The organism is Streptomyces sp. NBRC 110028, from assembly GCF_001417735.1.
Classification (GTDB): domain Bacteria; phylum Actinomycetota; class Actinomycetes; order Streptomycetales; family Streptomycetaceae; genus Streptomyces.
This window is the reverse complement of record NZ_BBUZ01000032.1, coordinates 55,545-74,152: the sequence shown is the minus strand read 5'-3', so window position 1 is coordinate 74,152 and position 18,608 is coordinate 55,545. Positions and strand designations below refer to the sequence as shown.

At 71.1% G+C, this 18,608-nt stretch carries 14 protein-coding genes; 3 read left to right on the top strand and 11 right to left on the bottom strand.

Annotated elements, in window-relative coordinates; genetic code table 11:
• Positions 1-8: 8 nt before the first annotated feature.
• Positions 9-1,229, bottom strand: coding sequence for a sarcosine oxidase subunit beta family protein (locus ASC60_RS24615; protein WP_055554538.1), 1,221 nt, complete (start codon positions 1,227-1,229; stop codon positions 9-11).
• 13 nt (positions 1,230-1,242) lie between these two features.
• Complete coding sequence (glyA, locus tag ASC60_RS24610) at positions 1,243-2,556, bottom strand: serine hydroxymethyltransferase (RefSeq protein WP_055554537.1); 1,314 nt, start codon at positions 2,554-2,556, stop codon at positions 1,243-1,245.
• A gap of 94 nt (positions 2,557-2,650) precedes the next feature.
• Between glyA and ASC60_RS24605 the strand changes: the two genes are divergently transcribed.
• Complete coding sequence (locus ASC60_RS24605) at positions 2,651-3,316, top strand: GntR family transcriptional regulator (RefSeq protein WP_055554535.1); 666 nt, start codon at positions 2,651-2,653, stop codon at positions 3,314-3,316.
• A gap of 89 nt (positions 3,317-3,405) precedes the next feature.
• Positions 3,406-3,543 (top strand): aldehyde dehydrogenase family protein, encoded by a 138-nt coding sequence (locus ASC60_RS41770; RefSeq protein WP_199831036.1) that lies wholly within the window; start codon positions 3,406-3,408, stop codon positions 3,541-3,543.
• A gap of 12 nt (positions 3,544-3,555) precedes the next feature.
• Here ASC60_RS41770 and ASC60_RS24600 read toward each other — a convergent pair whose 3' ends face one another.
• The 3 genes from ASC60_RS24600 to ASC60_RS24590 form a co-directional block, all read right to left on the bottom strand.
• Complete coding sequence (locus ASC60_RS24600; protein ID WP_199831035.1) at positions 3,556-4,812, bottom strand: serine hydrolase; 1,257 nt, start codon at positions 4,810-4,812, stop codon at positions 3,556-3,558.
• A 197-nt stretch (positions 4,813-5,009) separates the two neighbouring features.
• On the bottom strand, positions 5,010-5,681 hold the full coding sequence (locus ASC60_RS24595) for a response regulator transcription factor (RefSeq protein WP_055554820.1): 672 nt from the start codon (positions 5,679-5,681) through the stop codon (positions 5,010-5,012).
• The gene (locus ASC60_RS24590) at positions 5,668-6,858 is read right to left on the bottom strand and encodes a sensor histidine kinase (protein ID WP_055554533.1); all 1,191 of its coding nucleotides are present in this window, start codon (positions 6,856-6,858) and stop codon (positions 5,668-5,670) included. The genes ASC60_RS24595 and ASC60_RS24590 overlap by 14 nt, the downstream gene beginning before the upstream one ends.
• A 47-nt stretch (positions 6,859-6,905) precedes the next feature.
• Here ASC60_RS24590 and ASC60_RS41765 point away from each other — a divergent pair, with 47 nt between their 5' ends.
• Positions 6,906-7,574 (top strand): hypothetical protein, encoded by a 669-nt coding sequence (locus ASC60_RS41765; RefSeq protein ID WP_159043304.1) that lies wholly within the window; start codon positions 6,906-6,908, stop codon positions 7,572-7,574.
• Between the two features lie 145 nt (positions 7,575-7,719).
• Here ASC60_RS41765 and ASC60_RS24580 read toward each other — a convergent pair whose 3' ends face one another.
• The 6 genes from ASC60_RS24580 to ASC60_RS24555 all read right to left on the bottom strand — a co-directional run bounded on the left by ASC60_RS24580 (position 7,720) and on the right by ASC60_RS24555 (position 18,607).
• Positions 7,720-8,226, bottom strand: coding sequence for an inclusion body family protein (locus ASC60_RS24580; RefSeq protein ID WP_055554531.1), 507 nt, complete (start codon positions 8,224-8,226; stop codon positions 7,720-7,722).
• Positions 8,227-8,230: 4 nt separating this feature from the next.
• Positions 8,231-10,063 (bottom strand): thiamine pyrophosphate-binding protein, encoded by a 1,833-nt coding sequence (locus ASC60_RS24575; RefSeq protein ID WP_055554530.1) that lies wholly within the window; start codon positions 10,061-10,063, stop codon positions 8,231-8,233.
• On the bottom strand, positions 10,060-12,102 hold the full coding sequence (locus ASC60_RS24570) for an FAD-dependent oxidoreductase (RefSeq protein ID WP_055554528.1): 2,043 nt from the start codon (positions 12,100-12,102) through the stop codon (positions 10,060-10,062). Before ASC60_RS24570 ends, ASC60_RS24575 begins: the two co-directional genes overlap by 4 nt.
• 304 nt (positions 12,103-12,406) lie before the next feature.
• Positions 12,407-15,082 carry an endo-beta-N-acetylglucosaminidase gene (locus ASC60_RS24565; protein ID WP_055554526.1) on the bottom strand — a complete coding sequence of 892 codons (2,676 nt, stop codon included), beginning with the start codon at positions 15,080-15,082 and terminating at the stop codon, positions 12,407-12,409.
• Entirely contained in the window at positions 14,995-17,319 is a 2,325-nt protein-coding gene (locus ASC60_RS24560; RefSeq protein ID WP_055554525.1) for a glycoside hydrolase family 3 N-terminal domain-containing protein, read from the bottom strand. Before ASC60_RS24560 ends, ASC60_RS24565 begins: the two co-directional genes overlap by 88 nt.
• The gene (locus ASC60_RS24555) at positions 17,306-18,607 is read right to left on the bottom strand and encodes a hypothetical protein (RefSeq protein ID WP_055554523.1); all 1,302 of its coding nucleotides are present in this window, start codon (positions 18,605-18,607) and stop codon (positions 17,306-17,308) included. The genes ASC60_RS24560 and ASC60_RS24555 overlap by 14 nt, the downstream gene beginning before the upstream one ends.
• Position 18,608 lies beyond the last annotated feature (1 nt).

Here is an 18,608-nt window from a genome sequence, read left to right as displayed (position 1 = left end):
CTCTCTCCTCAGTGGGCCACGGCCGCGGCGCCGTGTTCGTCGATCAGTGCGCCCGTCGTGAAGCGTTCGAGGGCGAACGGGGCGTTCAGCGGATGCGGCTCGCCCGTGGCGATGGTGTGCGCGAAGGTCCACCCGGCGGCCGGGGTGGCCTTGAAGCCGCCGGTGCCCCAGCCGCAGTTGACGTAGAGGTTCTCCACGGGAGTGGCACCGATGATCGGGGAGGCATCCGGGGTGACGTCGACGATGCCGCCCCAGGTGCGCAGCACATGGGCCCGGGCGAAGACGGGGAACAGCTCCACGGCGGCCGCCATCTGGTGCTCGATCACATGGAAGGAGCCGCGCTGCCCGTAGCCGTTGTACGCGTCGACGCCCGCGCCGAGCACCAGCTCGCCCTTGTGCGCCTGGGAGACGTAGACGTGCACATGGTTCGACATCACCACGGTGGGGTGCACCGGCTCGTGCAGTTCGGAGACCAGCGCCTGCAGCGGATGGGACTGCACCGGCAGCCGGAAACCGGCCAGCTCGGCCAGGACGCTGCTGTGCCCGGCCGCGGCGAGGCCGACCCGGCCGGCGAGGATGCGGCCGCGGCTGGTCTCCACGCCCACGACCCGGTCGCCGTCCTTGAGGAAACCGGTGACCTCGCAGCCCTGGATCAGATCCACGCCCAGCTCGTCGGCCCGCCGGGCGAGTGCCCAGGCGACATGGTCGTGCTTGGCGATCCCGGCCCGGGGCTGGAAGGTGGCGCCGAGGACCGGATACCGGGTGCGGGGCGAGACGTTGAGGATGGGACACACCTCGGCGACCTGCTCCGGCTCCAGCCACTCGGCGTCGATTCCGCCCAGGCGGTTGGCGCCCACGCGGCGTACGCTGTCGCGGACGTCCTGGAGGGTGTGCGCGAGGTTGAGAACGCCGCGCTGGCTGAACAGGAAGTCGTAGTCCAGCTCCCCCGGCCACCGCTCCCACAGCTTCAGCGCGTGCTCGTAGATCGCCGCGCTCTCGTCCCACAGGTAGTTCGAGCGGATGATGGTGGTGTTGCGCGCCATGTTGCCGCCGGCCAGCCAGCCCTTCTCCAGGACGGCCACATTGGTGATGCCGTGGTTCTCGGCGAGGTAGTAGGCGGTGGCCAGGCCGTGGCCTCCCGCGCCGACGATGATGACGTCGTAGGAGGAACGCGGCTCGGGGTTGCGCCAGAGGAAGTCCGGGTGCTCCGGCAGCGGCTGGGTGGTCATGCCGCGTCTCCGTTCAGCTGGGGATGTTCAGGTGGGGGTAGAGGGGGAACGCGGTGGCGAGCTTGTCGACCCGGTCGCGCAGCAGGCCCGCCTGCTCGTCGCCGAACCGCTCGTCCTTCAGGGCCTGGGCGATGATGTCGGCCACCTCCCGGAACTCCGTCTCGCCGAAGCCGCGGGCGGCCAGGGCCGGGGTGCCGATCCGCAGCCCCGAGGAGACCATGGGCGGACGCGGGTCGAACGGCACCGCGTTGCGGTTGACGGTGATGCCGACGCGGTGCAGCCGGTCCTCGGCCTGCTGCCCGTCGAGCGCGGAGCCGCGCAGGTCCACGAGGACCAGATGGACTTCCGTGCCACCGGTCAGCACCGTGATCCCGGCCTCCGCCACATCGTCGGCCAGCAGCCGTCCGGCGAGGATGCGGGCACCGGCCAGGGTGCGCTGCTGGCGCTCGGTGAACTCCTCGCTCGCCGCCACCTTGAAGGCCACCGCCTTCGCCGCGACGACGTGTTCCAGCGGGCCGCCCTGCTGACCGGGGAAGACCGCGGAGTTGATCTTTTTGGCCAGGTCGGCGCGGCTGAGAATCACACCGCCGCGCGGGCCGCCGAGCGTCTTGTGCGTGGTGGTCGTCACGACGTCGGCGTACGGCACCGGGCTCGGGTGGAGGCCCGCGGCCACCAGCCCGGCGAAGTGCGCCATGTCCACCATCAGATACGCGCCCACCGCGTCCGCGATGCGGCGGAAGGCGGCGAAGTCCAGCCGGCGGGGGTAGGCCGACCACCCGGCGACGATCATCTTGGGCCGGTGTGCGAGAGCGAGCTGCTCGACCTCGTCCATGTCGACGCGCATGTCGGACGCGCGCACGTGGTACGGCACCACGTCGTACAGCTTGCCGGAGTAGTTGATGCGCATGCCGTGGGTCAGATGGCCGCCGTGCGCCAGGTCCAGGCCGAGGATGGTGTCGCCGGGATCGAGCAGCGCGAACATCGCCGCCGCGTTGGCCTGGGCGCCCGAATGCGGCTGGACGTTGGCGGCCTCCGCGCCGAAGAGCTGCTTCACCCGGGCGATGGCCAGCCGCTCGATGACGTCGACGTGCTCGCATCCGCCGTAGTAGCGGCGGCCCGGGTAGCCCTCCGCGTACTTGTTGGTGAGGACCGAGCCCTGGGCCTCCATGACCGCGGCCGGAGCGAAGTTCTCCGAGGCGATCATCTCCAGGGTCGACTGCTGACGGTGCAGCTCGGCGTCCACCGCGGTGGCGACATCCGGGTCGAGTGCGCTGAGCGGGAGGGAGAGGGGGGAGGTGACCGTGGTGATCGACGGGTTCGTTGCCATCTGTGCACCATCCTGAGAGCCAACTAATGGGCAACTGATATATTAGCCTCTGCGGTAAGGTATGGGAGCCCGCTGGACAGGTCAAGGGGGTTTCATGCGGCACGTGGCGACCGAGCCGAGGGGCGAGGAGCTGTCCCTCGCCGAGCGCGCCTACCGCGCCATCCGCGACCGGCTCGTCATGCTCGAAATCCGGCCCGGCGCGCCGATCAACGAGGACCAGCTGGCCCAGTCCCTCGGCGTCGGACGGACGCCGGTGCGCGAGGCGCTCAAGCGGCTCCAGTACGAGCGCCTGATCACGACCTACCCCCGGCGCGGCACCTTCGCCACCGAGGTCAACATCACCGATCTGGCGCATATCTCCGAGGTGCGCCAGGAGCTGGAGCCGCTGGCCTCCGCCCAGGCCGCGCGGCGCGCCACGGCCGCGGACCGAGCAGACCTGACCGCCGCGCTACGGGAGCTGGAGAGCGTGGCTTCCCGTCGGCCGGACGCCGACGAGCTGATGCGCCTGGACCTCTCGGTCCACCGCGCCATCTACGCCGCCACCCACAACCCGTACCTGGAGGACACCCTCGTCCGCCACGACAACCTGGCCACCCGCATCTGGTGCCTGTTCATCGACCGGCTGTCCGACATGGCGGGCCACGTCGAAGAGCACGGACCGCTGATCGAGGCGATCGTGGCCGGTGACCCGGAGAAGGCGGCCCAGCTCGCCCGCGACCACGTCGAGAACTTCGAACGGGCCATTCGCGACGCCATCTGAGGCGCCGTAGGCACTACGTGGAGCGCGATCCGCGTCAGTGGGCGGTGTCCCGTGGATCGTCGCGGCGCAGGCGGGGCCTGCCCGCCAGGGTGAACTCCCACCTCGTGCTGGCCGCCGAGGTCCCCTGGGGCGGATTCAAGGGATCCGGCTACGACCGGGACCTGTCGGTCTACGCGCTCCAGGACTACTCCCGCACCAAGCACCTCATGCACAACCACGGGCGTTGATCCCGCCCTTGGCTACGGGAGGCCGTTGAGCATGGCGCAGATCGCGGTGTTGACCAGGGCCTTGTTGGCGGTGGCGGCCTCGGGTTCCTTGATGCCGAAGTTGGTGCCGGTCAGCACCGCGACGCTGCGGCGGCCGCGCGGGTCGGTGTAGATCTCGCTGGAGTAGCCGGGCTGGCCGCCGGTGTGGCCCCAGACGGTTCCGCAGGGAGCTTTCACCTCCATCAGGCCCAGTCCGTAACCGCCGCCCTCCTCGGGGGCGGGGACCGTCGTGCGCATCTGCCGCATCTGGGCCTCGGGCAGGAGCTTGCCGGACATCAGCGCGGTCTGGAACCGCTGCCAGTCCTCGGCGGTGGACACCATGCCTCCGGCCGCCCAGGCCCAGCTCGGGTCGATGGCGCTGGTGTCGACGTTGCCGTGGGGGCGCCCGGGGCCCGCGAATCCGGTGCCCTCGGGCAGGTGCAGCTCCGGAGGGAAGATGCGGCGGAGGCGTTCGGCGTTCGGCTCGTAGCCGGTCACGTGCCGCTTCCCGGAGGGCCAGTCCGCGTTGGTGGTCAGGAAGGAGTCCTTCATCCCCAGCGGGCCGGTGATCTTCTGCTCTATCAGATCGGCCAGGCTCTTCCCGGTGGCCCTTTCGAGAATCAGCCCGAGGGCCGCGTAGTTGGCGTTGCTGTAGGAGTACTTCTCACCGGGAGCGGCCGGCGGATCCTGCGGAGGGGTGATGGCGAGGAGTGCCTCGGGCCGCCAGCCGCGCCGCTCCTTCCCGGTGAGGGAGGGCAGGAACTCCGGGGTCAGCAGGTAGTCGCCCAGGCCGCTGGTGTGGTTGAGGAGCATCCGTACGGTGATGTCCCGTCCGCCCGGGACCAGTCCCGGCAGCCACTTCTCCACCGGGTCGGCCAGCTCGACCTTGTGCTGGGCCACCTGTTGCAGGACGAGGGTGGCGACGAGCGTCTTGGTGTTGGACGCCACCCTGAACTGGTCGTTCACCGCGAGCCGGTGATCGGCCTTGGTCCACGCGGCCTGACGCGCGATCTCCACGGGGTTCCCGCTGCCGCCCTTGTCGATCCGGACGATCACGCCCAGGGAACCCGCGTCAGCCGCCTTCTGGGCGACATCTGCCAATCGCTGGTCGGCCGATGTCTTCGCCGCGACCTTGCCCGGACCCGGGTCCGGGTCCGAGCAGGCGGTGAGCCCCGCGCTCATACCGGTCGCCAAGGCCACGGTCAGTGCCCAGCGCAGGATCCGGCGGCGAGGCGATGAGTGTGCGGGCATGACAGTTCCTTCCGGCGCATGACGGGTTGCTTCGTGTGTCGAGGGCCCGGGATTCCTCCCCGTTACGGGGGCTTTCGCGGCGGGCCCGCACACATGAACCATTCAGCCAGGTGCGACCGCCCGGTACATCGCGCGATGGAGGGGGTCCCGCGGGCTCCGAATCACTCGGAGGAATGACATGAGCTGCGGAGGGGCGGTCAGGCCAGCGTGTTCCTGGCCAGCACCGCCGCCTGCGCCCGGCTCTGGCAGCCGGTCTTCGCGAGCATGCGGCTGACATGCGTCTTCACCGTGTGCAGGCTCACCACGAGCCGATCGGCGATCTCGGCGTTGCTCAGCCCGTCCCCGACGAGCCGCAGCACGTCGCGCTCCCGCGTGGTCAGCTCCCCGAGCCGGGCCAGCTCCCCGTCGTCCGGCCGGTACCGGGCCGTCAGATGCCCCTCGATGATGCGGCGGGTCACGGCCGGGCTGAGCGCGCTGTGCCCGGCCGCCGCCGCCCGGACGGCCCCGGTCAGCTCCTCGTACGAACTGTTCTTGAGCAGGAATCCCGCCGCCCCGGCGGCGAGCGCGTCGTCGACGTACTCGTCGAGGTCGAATGTCGTCAGCATCAGCACCCGGGCCCGGCCCGGCCCGAGCAGCCCGCGGCGGCCCAGTTCGGCCAGCGCCCACATGCCGTCCCGGCGGGGCATACGGATGTCCAGCAACACCACGTCCGGCCCCAGCCGCGCGCACTCCTCGATGGCCTCCTCACCGTTCTCCGCGGTGCCCACCACGGTGAGGTCGGCCTGGCTCTCCAGGATCGCGCCCAGCCCGGCGCGGATGATCCGCTCGTCGTCCACCACGAGCACGCTGATCCGCTCAGACACCGGCAGCCTCCAGCGGCATCGTGGCCACGACGCGGAACCCGCCGTCGTCGGTCGGCCCCGCGGTGAGTTCGCCGCCCAGCGCGTCCACCCGTTCACGCATGCTGACCAGGCCGAGCCCGGCCCCCGCGCCGGTCGTGCCGCCACCCGCCCCGCGGCCGTTCGCCACCTCGAACCGCAGGTGCCCGGCGATGCCGTCGACGGTGAGCCGGACCGGCGACCCGGGCGCGTGGCGGCGGGCGTTGGTCAGTGATTCCTGCACGATGCGGTAGCCGGCCAGTTGTACGGGACTCGGCAACGACGCCAGTTCGGTCCCGACCCGCACGTCGACCGTTCCTCCCGCGGCCCGGTGGCTGTCCAGCAACGCGCCCAGATCACCGAGCCCGGGCGTCGGCCGCAGCGGGGCCGCGTCCGCCGGATCACGCAACATCCGCAGCAGATCGCGCAGTTCGCCGCCGGTCTGCCGACCCGCCGCGGCAAGCCCGTCGGCCTGCGTGCGGGCCCACGCGGGCAGTTCACCACCCCGTGCGCGCAGGGCCTCCGCGTGCACGACGAGCAGGGTGAGCGAGTGCGCGACCACGTCGTGCATCTCGCGGGCGATCCGCACCCGCTCCTGCTGTGCGGCCCGCTCCGCCCGCAGACGCTGCGCACGGGTCGCGTCGGCCACCCGCTGCTCGGCCGCGGCGAGCAGCGCACGCCGGGTACGCGCGGCGAACCCCAGCGCCCACGCCAGCGGCATCGGGGCCAGGACGGCGAGTACGTCGACACCGCCCCGGAAGTCACCGGCGGTGACCGTCGTCCGGTTCACCCCCAGGCCCACCAGGATCAGCGCACCGCCGCACAGCATCGCCAGCACGGTGCGCGACCAGTGTGCGCAGTGGCTGCCCAGGTTGTAGAGGAGCACCGCCAGCGGCAGGAACACCAGCGGGGACAGCTTGACGCCCTCCCCCGCCCCGCCCGTCACCGACACCACGACCGCGCCGACGACGGTGACGAAGGCCGTGACCGGCAGCCGCCGTCGCAGCACCAGGACCAGCGCGGCCACCGCCTCGTAGCCGATGAGCAACGACCACGCCGTCCCCGACGTGTCCGTGCTCGGCTGCGACAGCGGTGGCGGCAACAAGGTCAGCGCGACGAGCCCGGCATCAGCGCCCCACGCGGGCCACCGGCTGGAGATTTCCCTCATCCGGCCCACACTATGAACGCGCACACCGGCCTTCGTCACTCCAAGGAATGACTTCCGCCCTCCCAGACGGCGTGGTCGTGGGCGAAGAGCACACGGCGCGGATCGAAGTCGGCGAGCCGGTCCAGCCAGGGCCGGTACGGCGGAAGCGGCGGGGCCAGGCCGTCCCGGGCGGCCTGACGGGCCAGGTGGCCGGAGGCGAACTCGGACGCGAAGTCGTGGGCCTGGCCGGCCAGGACGACCGTGCCGTCCGGCTGACGGACGATGAGGGACTGGTGTCCGTCGGTGTGCCCGGGGGTGGGGACGATGGCGCCGGGGGCTCCCGGCGCCCGGGCGAGTCCGCCCTCGCGGCGCTCCGCCGTTCCTTCGACTCCGCGGTCACGGCGCGGGACCCGGTCGCGGGATTCGCCGGACCGGACTTCTCCCGCATGATCACCAACAGTCCCACCCTGTCGGCATGCCTGCGCGGCCTGCACGATCAGCGCGAACAGGCGCTGGCCGAAGCCCTCGCCGAGGCCGTCGGCGCCGCGCCGGACGACATCACCGTCCGCACGGTCGCGGGGCTGCTCGGCGCCGTGCACCGCGTCCTGTTCCAGCGCATTCAGGAGCTGACCCTGGCCGGGCACACCAATGACGAGATCGCCACGTCCGTCGCGGAGGAGGCGGTGCGCGCCTTCGACCTGCTCGAACCGGCTCTCGGCGACTACGCGGTCGGCTGAGCCCGCACCGCCCCGGGCCGGGCGGTGCTCCGTGACGCCCGGACTCCACCGGAATTCATTGACGAATCGGCGGCCGGCGCCCCGTGGACGGCGCGGGCATCGCGCCGTCCACGGGGCCGCTGTCACCCGACCGCGGCGTGGGCCGTCAGGAGCGTTTGTCGATGGTGATGAACGGGTCCCACTGGAAGTACCCGACCAGATGCCGGTCGCTGTCCAGGAGCTGGAAGTAGAAGCGGTACGTGACCCGGCCGACCTTGCGGACGTCCGCCTCCCAGTAGTGGTCCTGGTAGTCCTGGGTGACGAAGTCCGGCTGGTCGACGGCCCCGTCCTTCGGCATCGGATACGTGCCGTCGCCTGTCACGATCCGCGGCTTGCTGATGAGGGGATCGCTGCTCACGTACCGGTACAGCAGGGCGCAGTATTCGCCGTTGAGCGACAGCGTCGTCTCGCGCCACCTGATGATGTCCCGGGGATTGGCCCGGAAGTTCAGCTCGGCTCCCGAGGTGCCGACGATCCGGTCGTGACGCGTCGTCATGTAGATCAAGTCGTGGTCGACCTGGGTCGGCGCGTCGGGGTTCCGCGACGCGTTGGGGTAGCGCTGGGCGATGGTGAACGCGTCGAACGCGATCATCACGTTGATGAACTCGGACATGTTCCTAACCCCTCTTCTGTTGCACCTTGTATGCCATCGCCCGCGGGTAGTCGTGCCGGTGCAGGCGGACGCGGACCAGCAGTGGTCCGGCGTTGAGCGGGTCGGTGGGGTCGGCGAGGCGGGCCAGCAGTGCGTCCAGCTCCGAGGTGTGCGCGATGCTGATTCCGTTCGCCGGGGTCTTCTTGCCGGAGAAGACCTCCGCGAGGCGGTCGTAGCGCCATGGGTGGAGGACGTTGTAGAAGTCCGCGTCGTCCGTGGCGTCGTCGGCGTAGTAGGACGGGTGCACCAGCATCTGCTCGATGCCGTAGAAGTGCCCGTTGTCCATGACGAACACCACCGACCGCAGCCCGAGCCTGGTGTGGGTGGAGATCTCCTGGCAGGTTTCCTGGAAGGCGCCGTCGCCGACGAACACCATCGGGCGGGCGTGCTCGCGCTCGGGGGCGAGCGCGGCGCCGGTGGCCGCGCCGACGGACCAGCCGATGGACAGCCAGCTGATCTGCGACAGGAACCCGCCCGCGGGCAGGCTCAGGTTCATCGAGCCGATGAGGGAGAACGCGGCGTCGGAGACGACCGTCCAGTCCGCTTGCGTCTCCTGGCCCAGGAAGTGGTTGATCCGGTCGAACACACCGTCGTAGGTGAGCCGTTCGTCGTGCCGGGACCGCGAACCGCTGGTGCGGAGGGTGGCCCGGTGGTTACGGAGGCTGGCGGGGCGGTCGCCGGGCGCGCCGTGGTGGGCGTGGGCCTCGGCGTAGTAGTCGGCGGCCAGGCCTCCGGATCCGAAGCGCTTCACCAGCGCGTCCTGGAGGGCGGGCAGCAGCCGTTCGAGCTGGACGTCGGGGAAGTACCGGGTGCCGACGCTGACGCCGCCCTGGGCGGCCATCACCCAGTCGGTGCCGACGCACTGATCGCCGCCGAGGTTCTTCGACGTGGACCAGGCGCCCAGGCCGATCCGGCAGGTGGCCCAGTCCTTGAAGATCCAGTGCACATCCGGGTGGCTGGCGTCTCCGTTGTAGACGCCGTGGAACTGCCGCAGGTCCTCGTCGACGACGGCCTTGGCCCCGACGGTGGTGCAGAAGGGCACTCCGGTGGCGTCGGTCAGGTCGGTGAGCTGGTCGCCGAGGCGGAACCGGTCGATCTCCTCACCGGCCCACACGATCGGGCGGGGCCTGCCGTCCGGGCCGGGGTGTTCGTCGATCAGGGTGAGGACGGCGTCCACCGCGCTGTCCAGCATGGTCTGGTTGCGGGTGCTGAACGGCCGCTCACGGCGGACGAGGGGCTGCTCGGCGGCGGCGCAGGGCTCGTCCCACAGGTCCTCCATGACCTCCAGGTAGACGGGCCTGCGCTCGGACAGGCAGGCGGTGAGCGCGGCGTCGATCTGGCCGGGGGCGAGGCCCGGGTTGGAGATGACCTGCGCTTCCACGGTGACCTGCCGGTAGACGTCCAGGTTGCTCTCCCGGCGGGGGCTCATATGGGAGGTGAGCATGCCGAGGGCGCGGTAGTTCTGCCACTGCTCGTAGGGCGGGCAGGCGTTGATGGCGACGAGCGGGATGTGCTCGACGTACGCGCCGCCGCAGGCGCCCAGGAGGTTGAACGCGCCGACGCTGTAGGTGACCGCGGCCGCGCCGATGCCGTGGACGCGGGCGTAGGCGTCGGCGGCCTGGCCCGCGCCGCCCTCGGTGGGGGTGCCGACCCAGTCGACGTCACCCTCGTCCCGCAGGGTGGTGAGGAACGGGCCCAGGTGGTTGCCGGGGACGCCGAACAGATGGGTGATGCCCAACTCGGCCAGGCGGCGGGCCAGATAGCGGGCGACCGTGCACTCGGGGAAGATCGCGGTCATGAGCGGCCCTCCTGGTTCGGGCCCGGGGTGGTGACCCGCGGGGCCCGGTGGACGGCGGTGGCGGCGCGGACGGCGCTCTCCAGGGCGCCCTCGATCCAGGCGTGCTTGAGGGAGGTGTGCTCCCCGGCGAAGTGGACGGGGCCTTCGGGACGGGAGACGTCCAGGTGGAAGCTGGTCATCTGGTGCGCGGTGTAGATGGCGGCCTCGCCGAACGCGTACGGGTCGCGGGCCCAGCTCTTGGTGGCGCCCCGGCCGGTGAAGAACACCTCGATGCGGCGGCCGTGCAGGGCCTGGAGGTTGCGCAGGGCGTAGACGTAAGCCTCATCGCCGCGCATGGAGTCCCAGCGCGCGGCGTCGTCGGACCAGGAGTACGAGGCGAGCACCACGCCGCCGGTGCTGCCCTCGACGCGGTGCGAGGGGTAGTACATGAACCGGTTGGGGTTGTCGGTGGCGGAGCCCCCTCCGAAGCAGTGGGAGGCGGGGCGGACGGCGGGGCCGCGCAGCGGCATGGTGCTGTTGAGCCGCCGCATGTCCTCGGTGACGCCGCTGTCCTTGACCGCGGCGCCGAGCAGGTCGGCACCGGCCTCGGCGAGCAGGGTGGCGGGGGCGGTGCCGGCGTCCTGTTCGCCGTTCGGCTGGTAGTGCTCGTAGAGGCCCGGCGCGATGCTCTCCAGTTCGTTGCGCCAGTCCTGCTCGGTGAATTCCCACCACCGGTGGCTGAACTCCAGCAGCACCTTGGTGGCCTGGTCGTAGTGGGTCTCGATGATGGCGCGGCGCTTCTTGTACGACATCGAGGGGACGATCTCCACGAAGCGCAGGGCGGAGAACGGGATGGTGACGATCGCCAGGTCAGCGGTCCACTGGCGCGGCGGGGCCGTCGGGTCGTTCTCGGCGACGGTCCGCACCGCCACGCCCCACCCGTCGGGTCCGACGGCGTCGGCGCCCTCGGGGGCGGCATCGCGGCTGGGGTCGTGGTACTCGAGGCGGATCATGCGGTGGCCGGCCTTCACCTCGTCGCGCAGGCCCTGGTGCAGGGCGTGGGGCAGACGCCAACTGCCACCGGGTATCTCCCAGTAGCGGACGCCGGGGTTGATGTCGCTGCGGCTCAGGAAGCTGTGGAAGAAGGACAGGTGCAGCCGCGAGGACATGTTCTCCAGCGTTCCGACGGCCTCGATCGCCTCGTCGCTGAGCCCGCCGCAGTCGCGCAGGAAACCGCCCATGGAGTAGCCGTCGAAGTCGCGGATCACCCGGGCCCAGCCCTCGACCCACTGGTCGAACGGCTTGTTGACGCGCCGCCCGTCGACGATGTCGGAGTAGTAGTCGCGTACGTGCTCCAGCGCGTCGTCGACCATCTTCACCACCGGGGCGCGGACCTCGTCGTCGGTGAGATGGAAGCCCTCGTTGATCCGTTCGGGGGCGGTGTTGTAGTCGGCACGCCGCACCTGGACGCGGTTGGCGCGGATCCAGGAGTTGCCGCGCTTGTCGGGTTCCCGGAAGCCGGTGCCGTCCTCGCCATGGGTCCAGGTGTGGCCGGTGAAGGAGGTGTACGTCACCGGGGGCACCGCGACGCCGGGGCCGCTGCCGGTGGAGGGGTCGATGTCCACGTTGTAGAACTGCCGGCGGCCCAGCCCGAGCTTGTCGACGAGGGCGAGGACGAGCGGATGGAAGTCGGGCAGCCGCATGGCCCCGGCCTCGGCGTACTGGGCGGGGTCGCCGAACGGCTGGTGGTGCTTGGTGGCGCGGAAGGTCTTGATGCGTCCGCCGACACGGCTGGCGTTGGCCTCCAGGATGGTGACGTCGTGACCGGCGTCCTTGAGCAGACGGCCGGCGACGAGGCCGGTGATACCGGCGCCGACGATGAGGATCTTCTTGCGCGGGTGCGGGGTGGCGCCGAGGTCACCCGTGTCGATCAGGGTCCGCAGATAGCCGAGCTTGAGGTCCTCGTTGTCCGGCCCGACGAGGAGGAGTTCACGGGCGAGCCGGAGACACGTCTGCCAACGCGCACGCGTGGCGGAGTTACCGCTCGGGGTGTCCGTCATAGCCCGCGATCCTAAGGACGCGGAAACGGTTATTCAGTTATCCCGACAGGCAATGCATTGGCAAAGTCCAAAAAATGACGGACAGGCTTTGACGGAATCTCACCTTGCCCGCCATTTCGGGGAAGGGACTGAAGTCCACGCCCGGGGCAGAAGGGGAGCGGGGACGGCACGGGTGGCGTCAAGAAAGCGCGCCGGGCCAGGTCATCGAACTGGCCGGCGCATACCAACCCTCACCAATGCGCCAGGCCAACGGAATTCGAACGCGAGCACGCCCTCGCACCGCCGAATTCCATGGCCAACGACTTTACGATCGCAGCACCGTGGTGGTCTTGTTCCCGGCGTAGTCCTCCAGCACCGCCACGACCTGGCTGTTCGGGCTGGACATCGTCACCGTCATCGCCGCACGGGTGGTGCGGCCGCGGACGATGTACGGTTTGCTCCCCGAACCGTAGGTCGTGGCGAACGACTTCGGCTGACCGTCTTCGAGGACGGTGAGGGTGTGCCAGTCCGGGAGGGTGGGACGGGAGAAGGTGAAGGTGTTCCCCGCGACCTTCACGGCGGACCGGGGGTAGGGGCTGATGTCGGCGTCGGCGAAGGCGCCACGTACGCCGGTGGCCGTGCCACCGGCGGTCCTCACCGTGAGGAGGTACTTGTCCCCGTTGACCGGTACGCCGGTCAGGGTCACGCTCGACCGCTTGCCCGGCACCGTGACCTCCTTGGTGTAGGGATGGGAGGTGTCGAGGGCCCGGACGACCACCGTGACCGGCTCACCGGTCTGCTTCGGGGCCCAGGTCGCCTCGAGGGTGCCGTCGGGGGCCGCCTTGGCGGTCACCTCGGCCGGCGCGGTGGACAGGTCGAACGAGACGGTCGCGGGCTTGCTCCGGGTGCCGTCGGGGCCGACCGCCACGAGCCGCAGCTTCCCCGAGGTGGCGGTGAACCGCTTGACGTAGTAGACGTCGTCGTAGATGCCACCGAGGTAGGTGTCGTCGAGGTAGACGTCGTAGCGGCGCACCGTGTCGTAGTCGCTGCGCTGCCAGGACAGGAACAGCTCGTCGCTGCCGGGCAGCAGCTGGTCGATGCGCAGCTTCTTCGGTGTCGCCGGGGTGCGGTCGACGCCGTCGTGCAGCGCCAGGGCGCCCACGTTGACCTGGTAGTTCTTGATCGGCTGGGCCCCCGCTGCGACGACCAGGCCGAGGGAGGCGATGCGCTCACCGGCGTACTTCGACAGATCGGCGGAGACGGTGGTCCAGCCGCTGGTGCGCTTGCCGGTGCCGGACAGGGGCACCTGCACCACCTTGTCCGGGTCGGAGGCGAGCACCAGCGCGAGCCGCAGCTGGGAGTCGTCGTCCGCCGAGGGCTTGGTGTAGGTCAGGTCGAGGGTCGAGGCCGGTTCGACGCTCAGGTCGGTCTTGTAGAGGCGGACGGTGTTGTCGCTGTCGAGCGTGCCGCTGAGCGCCAGGGAGCTGCCGCCGTTGTAGGCGCCGATCTTCTGGTACGAGAAGCGGTCGGCGGGCGTGTACTCGGGGCCGTAGTCGAAGTCGGCCTCGAGGGGCGAGCGTGCGGCGTCGATCCACCACTGCCAGGTCACCGGGATGTCCTGGAGGTTGATGTTGCCCCACTCCGCGTCGCCCGAGAGCTTGCCGTCGCGCCACGTCGACAGGCCGTGCCCGGTGTTGAAGGACGTCGCGAAGGTGCTGCCCTTGATGACGGAGCGCTCGGCGATGTATTTCGAGATGCCCTTCCAGTTGCCCTCGGGTGTGGTGGCCCCCTGGGACGAGCCGGTCCACCAGCGGCGCTCCCGGTCGAAGACGGCCGACTGGGCCGTGTCGTCGGTCTTCTTGGCGTAGTCGGAGGAGACGAAGTCGGCGCCGAGGGTGGCGATGCCGTTCATGGGGGCGCCGTCGGTGTCGAGGTTGTCGTCGAGGTCGTACGGCTGGTCGAACTGGTACATGCCCGCCTCTACACCGGCGAAGACGCTTCTGCGCGGGTCGAGGCCCAGGCCCTTCGCGTAGGCCTTCGACCGGGTGAGCTTGGTCTTGTTCCACCAGTAGTTGAGGAAGATGGAGTCGGACACGTCACCCTGGGCGTTGTCCCGGACGAACGGGCCGTTCACCGGGTTGAACTCGTTCTGGTACGAGATCCTGCCGGTGGAGTTGTCGATGGAGTCGTACCACTGCACGTACAGGCCGCCGTCGCGCAGCTGCTCGAGGAACTTCTTGTAGGCGGGGATGTCGGCCGGGGCGACCGCGTCCTCCTGGTTGATGAAGTAGCCGTCGAAGCCGTAGTACGTGGCGACCTCGATGAGCTTGGCGGCGGCGGGGAAGGTGCCGTCGGCGTCCCGCTGGAGCAGTTCGGTGTACGCCTGGTCGCCCCGGTCGTTCGGGGAGAAGAAGACGCAGCCCAGCGACCGCACGCCGTTGGCGTGGGCGGCGTTGGTGTAGCCGGGGTTGGGGAGGTTGACCGCCCCGAACTCGAACCACTTCTCCTTCCAGTCGAGGTTCGGGTCGTAGTAGTCCACGGGCACCCCCTCGGTGGGCATGCCGTGCCAGGACGCGTACACGTCGGCGTACTGCCAGTAGTTGAAGAGGTACTGGCTGAACTCGCCTGTGTACGGGTGGCTTTCGAAGAACGCGTTGCCGTAGTCGCCCGCGAGGGTGAGCATCTGGGTGTCGGCCGGAAGCGCCGGTGTGCGCTGGGTCGCCGCGTTGGGGGCTATGCGGGTCTGGAGGGGCACCTTGGCGCGCAGCAACTCGGCGTCGGTGTCGTCGGCGGGGTTCCACCGCAGCAGATCGGTGGAGGAGTAGCCGTGCTGGTAGGGCTGGTGGGCCCCGACGGCGCTCTCCCCCGGCCAGGGGAGGGTGTCGCTCGCCAGGGCACTGCCGGCGCCCAGGATCAGGGCCAGCGCCCCTGCCAGAGCGCCGGTGCGTATCCGGGCCGGGGTCCGTCTTCCGCTGCCGTGGTATCGCCGTTGTCGTGCCATGCCATGTCCTCGCTTCCCTGGTGGGGGCGGATCGTGGTGCGCAGATCGCTCACGTACAGGTCTGTGCGGGCCCGTGCGGTGGCGCCCTCGGCGAAGCAGCGCGCGGCGGGCAGCTCCCAGGCGACGGTGAGGTGGCCGCGCGGCGGGACGGTGACCCGGCGGAAGGCGAGGAGTTCGCGTCGCCGGGGCAGCACCGTCCCGCCGGTGCGGTGGCCGAACAGGGGGACGATGACCTCGGCCTCGGTGGGGGCGGGGTTGGTGAGACCGACTTCGACGCGTACGGAGCGCTCGGACACGTGGGCGGTGAGGTCGCCGAAGGCGACGGTCCCGTAGCGCAGGCCGTGCCCGAAGGGGAACAGTACCGGGTCCGGTACGTCCCGGTAGACGTCGGTGGCCGCGTGGCGGTCGTTGTACCGCACGGGTACGGCTCCGGAGTGGCGGGGCGCGGTGAACGGCAGCAGGCCGACGGGTTCGTGGCCACCGAGGAGCGCGTCGGTGAGGGCAGCGGCGCCGTGGGGACCGGGGTAGCCCGCCCACAGCACGGCGTCCGTGTGGTCCGTCACGGTGGTGAGGACGTGTGGTCTGCCCGCGACGACCACCGCGACGACGGGGCAGGCGGAGCGGGCTCGTACGGCGGTGACCAGGTCGTCCTGGCCTCCGGGCAGGGACACGTCCGCGAGGTCGACGCCCTCTCCCGCGGTCGCCACCGCGGCGTGGCCCGCGACGGCCCCGTTGTCGGCGAAGTCGTCGTCGTAGGCGCGGTGGCTCGTCCCGCCGAGGGCGAGGATCACGACGTCGGCGCCGCACAGGTCGGCCCGGGAGGGCGGGCCCGGCGGGCACACGATCTCGGTGTGGGGCAGCGCCCGGCGCAGCGCGTGTTCCAGGGAGAGTGCCGATGACGCGGGGAGCGGCGGCACGTAGTCGCCCAGCATCGCGGTGACATCGTGGGCGTTGGGCCCGGCGAGCACGACCTTGGTGAGGGATGGCGGGGCCAGCGGCAGCAGCCGGTCCGGGTTGTGCAGCAGGACCAGGGACTGGCGGGCCAGGCGCCGGGACAGCCGGTCCGTCGTGTGCCCGGCCAGGGTGAGCCGCTCGCGGCCGGGCACGGGCCGGGGCGGGCCGGGGGTTTCCGGCAGCAGGCCCAGGCGGTGTTTGAGGGTGAGCACCCGGCGGCAGGCGGCGTCGACCAGCTCGGCCACGCGGGGGTCCCGGGCCGCGGCGGTTTCCAGCAGGGCGAAGGACTCGTCCCACAGCGAGAGGTCCACACCGGCCTCGAGGGCGGCCACGGCCGCGGCCTCCGGGCTTCCGGTCATCGCGGTCAGGCGGTCCACGGCCCGGCCGTCCGCCATGACGACGCCGGCGAACCCGCACTCGGCGCGCAGGAAGCCGGTGAGCAGATCGCGGTTGGCGCAGCAGGGCACGCCGTCGATGTCGTTGTAGGCGGCCATGAAGCCCAGCGCCCCCGCCTCGACCGCTGCTCTGACACTCGGCAGATGCAGTTCGCGCAGGTCGCGGGGGCCGATGACGGAGGACTGGCCGTTGCGTCCGCCGACCGCCTCGCCCTGGGCCGCCAGGTGTTTGAGCACGACGGCGACGCCGTCCGCGCCGGGCGCACCGTCGTGCCCGCCCTGCATCCCGGTCACCACGGCGCGGGTGAGTTCCGCGGCGAGCAGCGGGTCTTCCCCGAAGCACTCCTCGGCCCGCCCCCAGCGCGGGTCGCGCAGCAGGTCCAGCGCCGAGACCAGCGCCAGATGCACCCCGCTCGCCGCCAGCTCGGCGGCGACGGCCGCCGCCGCCTCGGTCAGCAGATCCGGGTCCCAGCCCGCGGCGACGGCCAGGTTGGTGGGCAGCAGCGTTCCGCCGAGGGCCTGGTGGCCGTGGGGTGCCTCTTCCGAGAGGAGCACGCCGATGCGGTGGCGGCCCGCCCGGGCCACTTCCTCCTGGACCAGGGCCGCGACCTCGGCACGCTCCTCGGGCCGGATGCCGTCGTGCCAGGAGCGGCCCGACCAGGCGTCGGCGCGGAACAGCCCGTACAGGGCCCCGAGGCCGCCCCAGCGGTCGATCTCGGCGCGGGCCCGGCGGGTGAGCCGGAAGCCGCCCCGAGGGGCGCGTTCGACGGCCTGCCAGCCGTACAGGCGCTGGTTGAGCTGGCCGGCCTTCTCCCGTGGGGTCAGCTCGGCGAGGAGGCGTTCGACGGTGGCGGGGGCGGTGATGGGGTCGTGTTCAGTGTTCGGCATGGGTGTGTGCCCGATCGAGTACGGCCGCGTCGCTGACCGAGGTGTAGAAGGTACGCCCGGTCGGTTCGGCGGGGACGAGGGAGGTGATGCCTCGGGCGCCCAGCGCGCCCGGGTCGGCGGCGGTGGCGGACGTGACCAGGGCGGGACGTGCTCCGGCGCGGGCGCGTCGCATCCATGTCTCGAACACGCCGCCACCCGGGGACAGTTCGGCGCGGGATACGGGGACGTCCTCGCCGTCGACCGGGACCGCGACGGCTTCCCGCCGGGGCGAGGGGCGCGGTCGGCCGCGGAGTTCCGCGGCGAGTGCGGCGAAGCGGTGGCCGATCGGCTTCACCGCGCCGTCGGCGCCGATGAGACCGAGGCTGTGCTCGAGGTCCGGGAAGTCCGCGAGCCGGCGGTCCACGTCGTGTGAGCACCACCAGGTGATGCCCCACAGCGCCTCGCTGTCGGCCGCCGCTCGTACGGTCCGTTCGAGGAAGTCGGGCGCCTGGTCCTCGGTGAGGTGGTTGAGCGGGGCGCCGACCTCCTGGAGCCACACCGGACGGGCGGGGTCGGCGGCGAAGGCGCGGGACAGCTCGATGAGGTAGGCGGCGTGGTGGACGGACTCGTGGGACATGGCGCCGTAGCCCTGCGCCGTGCCGTTGAAGATCCACGAGTGGACGACGCTCATCCGGCCGTGCCGTGTGGAGTGGGCCGGGACGAAGGCGTGGCCGTCGGCGTACCAGACGGCGTCGTATTCGGCGTTGAGCCGGAAGTGGCGGGGGTCGCGCGGGCCGGTGCCGTGGAGGGCGTCGAGCCAGGAGGTCACCTGGTGCGGGGTGGCGGCCATCGGGTTGGGGTGCACCGCCGAGGTGAACTGGTTGACCTCGTTGCCCAGGGTCAGCCCGAGGAAGTTGGGCAGATCGTGCAGCTGCTCGTCGAACGCCTCGACCAGCCGGGCCTGGGCGGCGATGGCTTCGGGATCGCTGAACATGCTGCGACGGTGCCAGTCCGCGAGCCAGCTGGGCACGAAGTCGAAGCCGGACAGATGCCCCTGGAGGACGTCGACACTCGCGTCGAGACCGGCCTCGCCGGCGATTTCCACGACCGCGCGGATGTCCTGGAGGGCGCGGTGACGGATCAGGGTGCGGTTCGGTTGCACCACGGGCCACAGCGGCAGGACGCGCACGTGATCGATTCCCAGGCCCGCCAGGGCCTTCATGTCGCGGCGGGTGTTCTCCGGGTCCGGGGCCAGCCAGGAGTAGAACCAGTCCTGGGAGGGCGTGTAGTTGACTCCAAACCTCAGCATC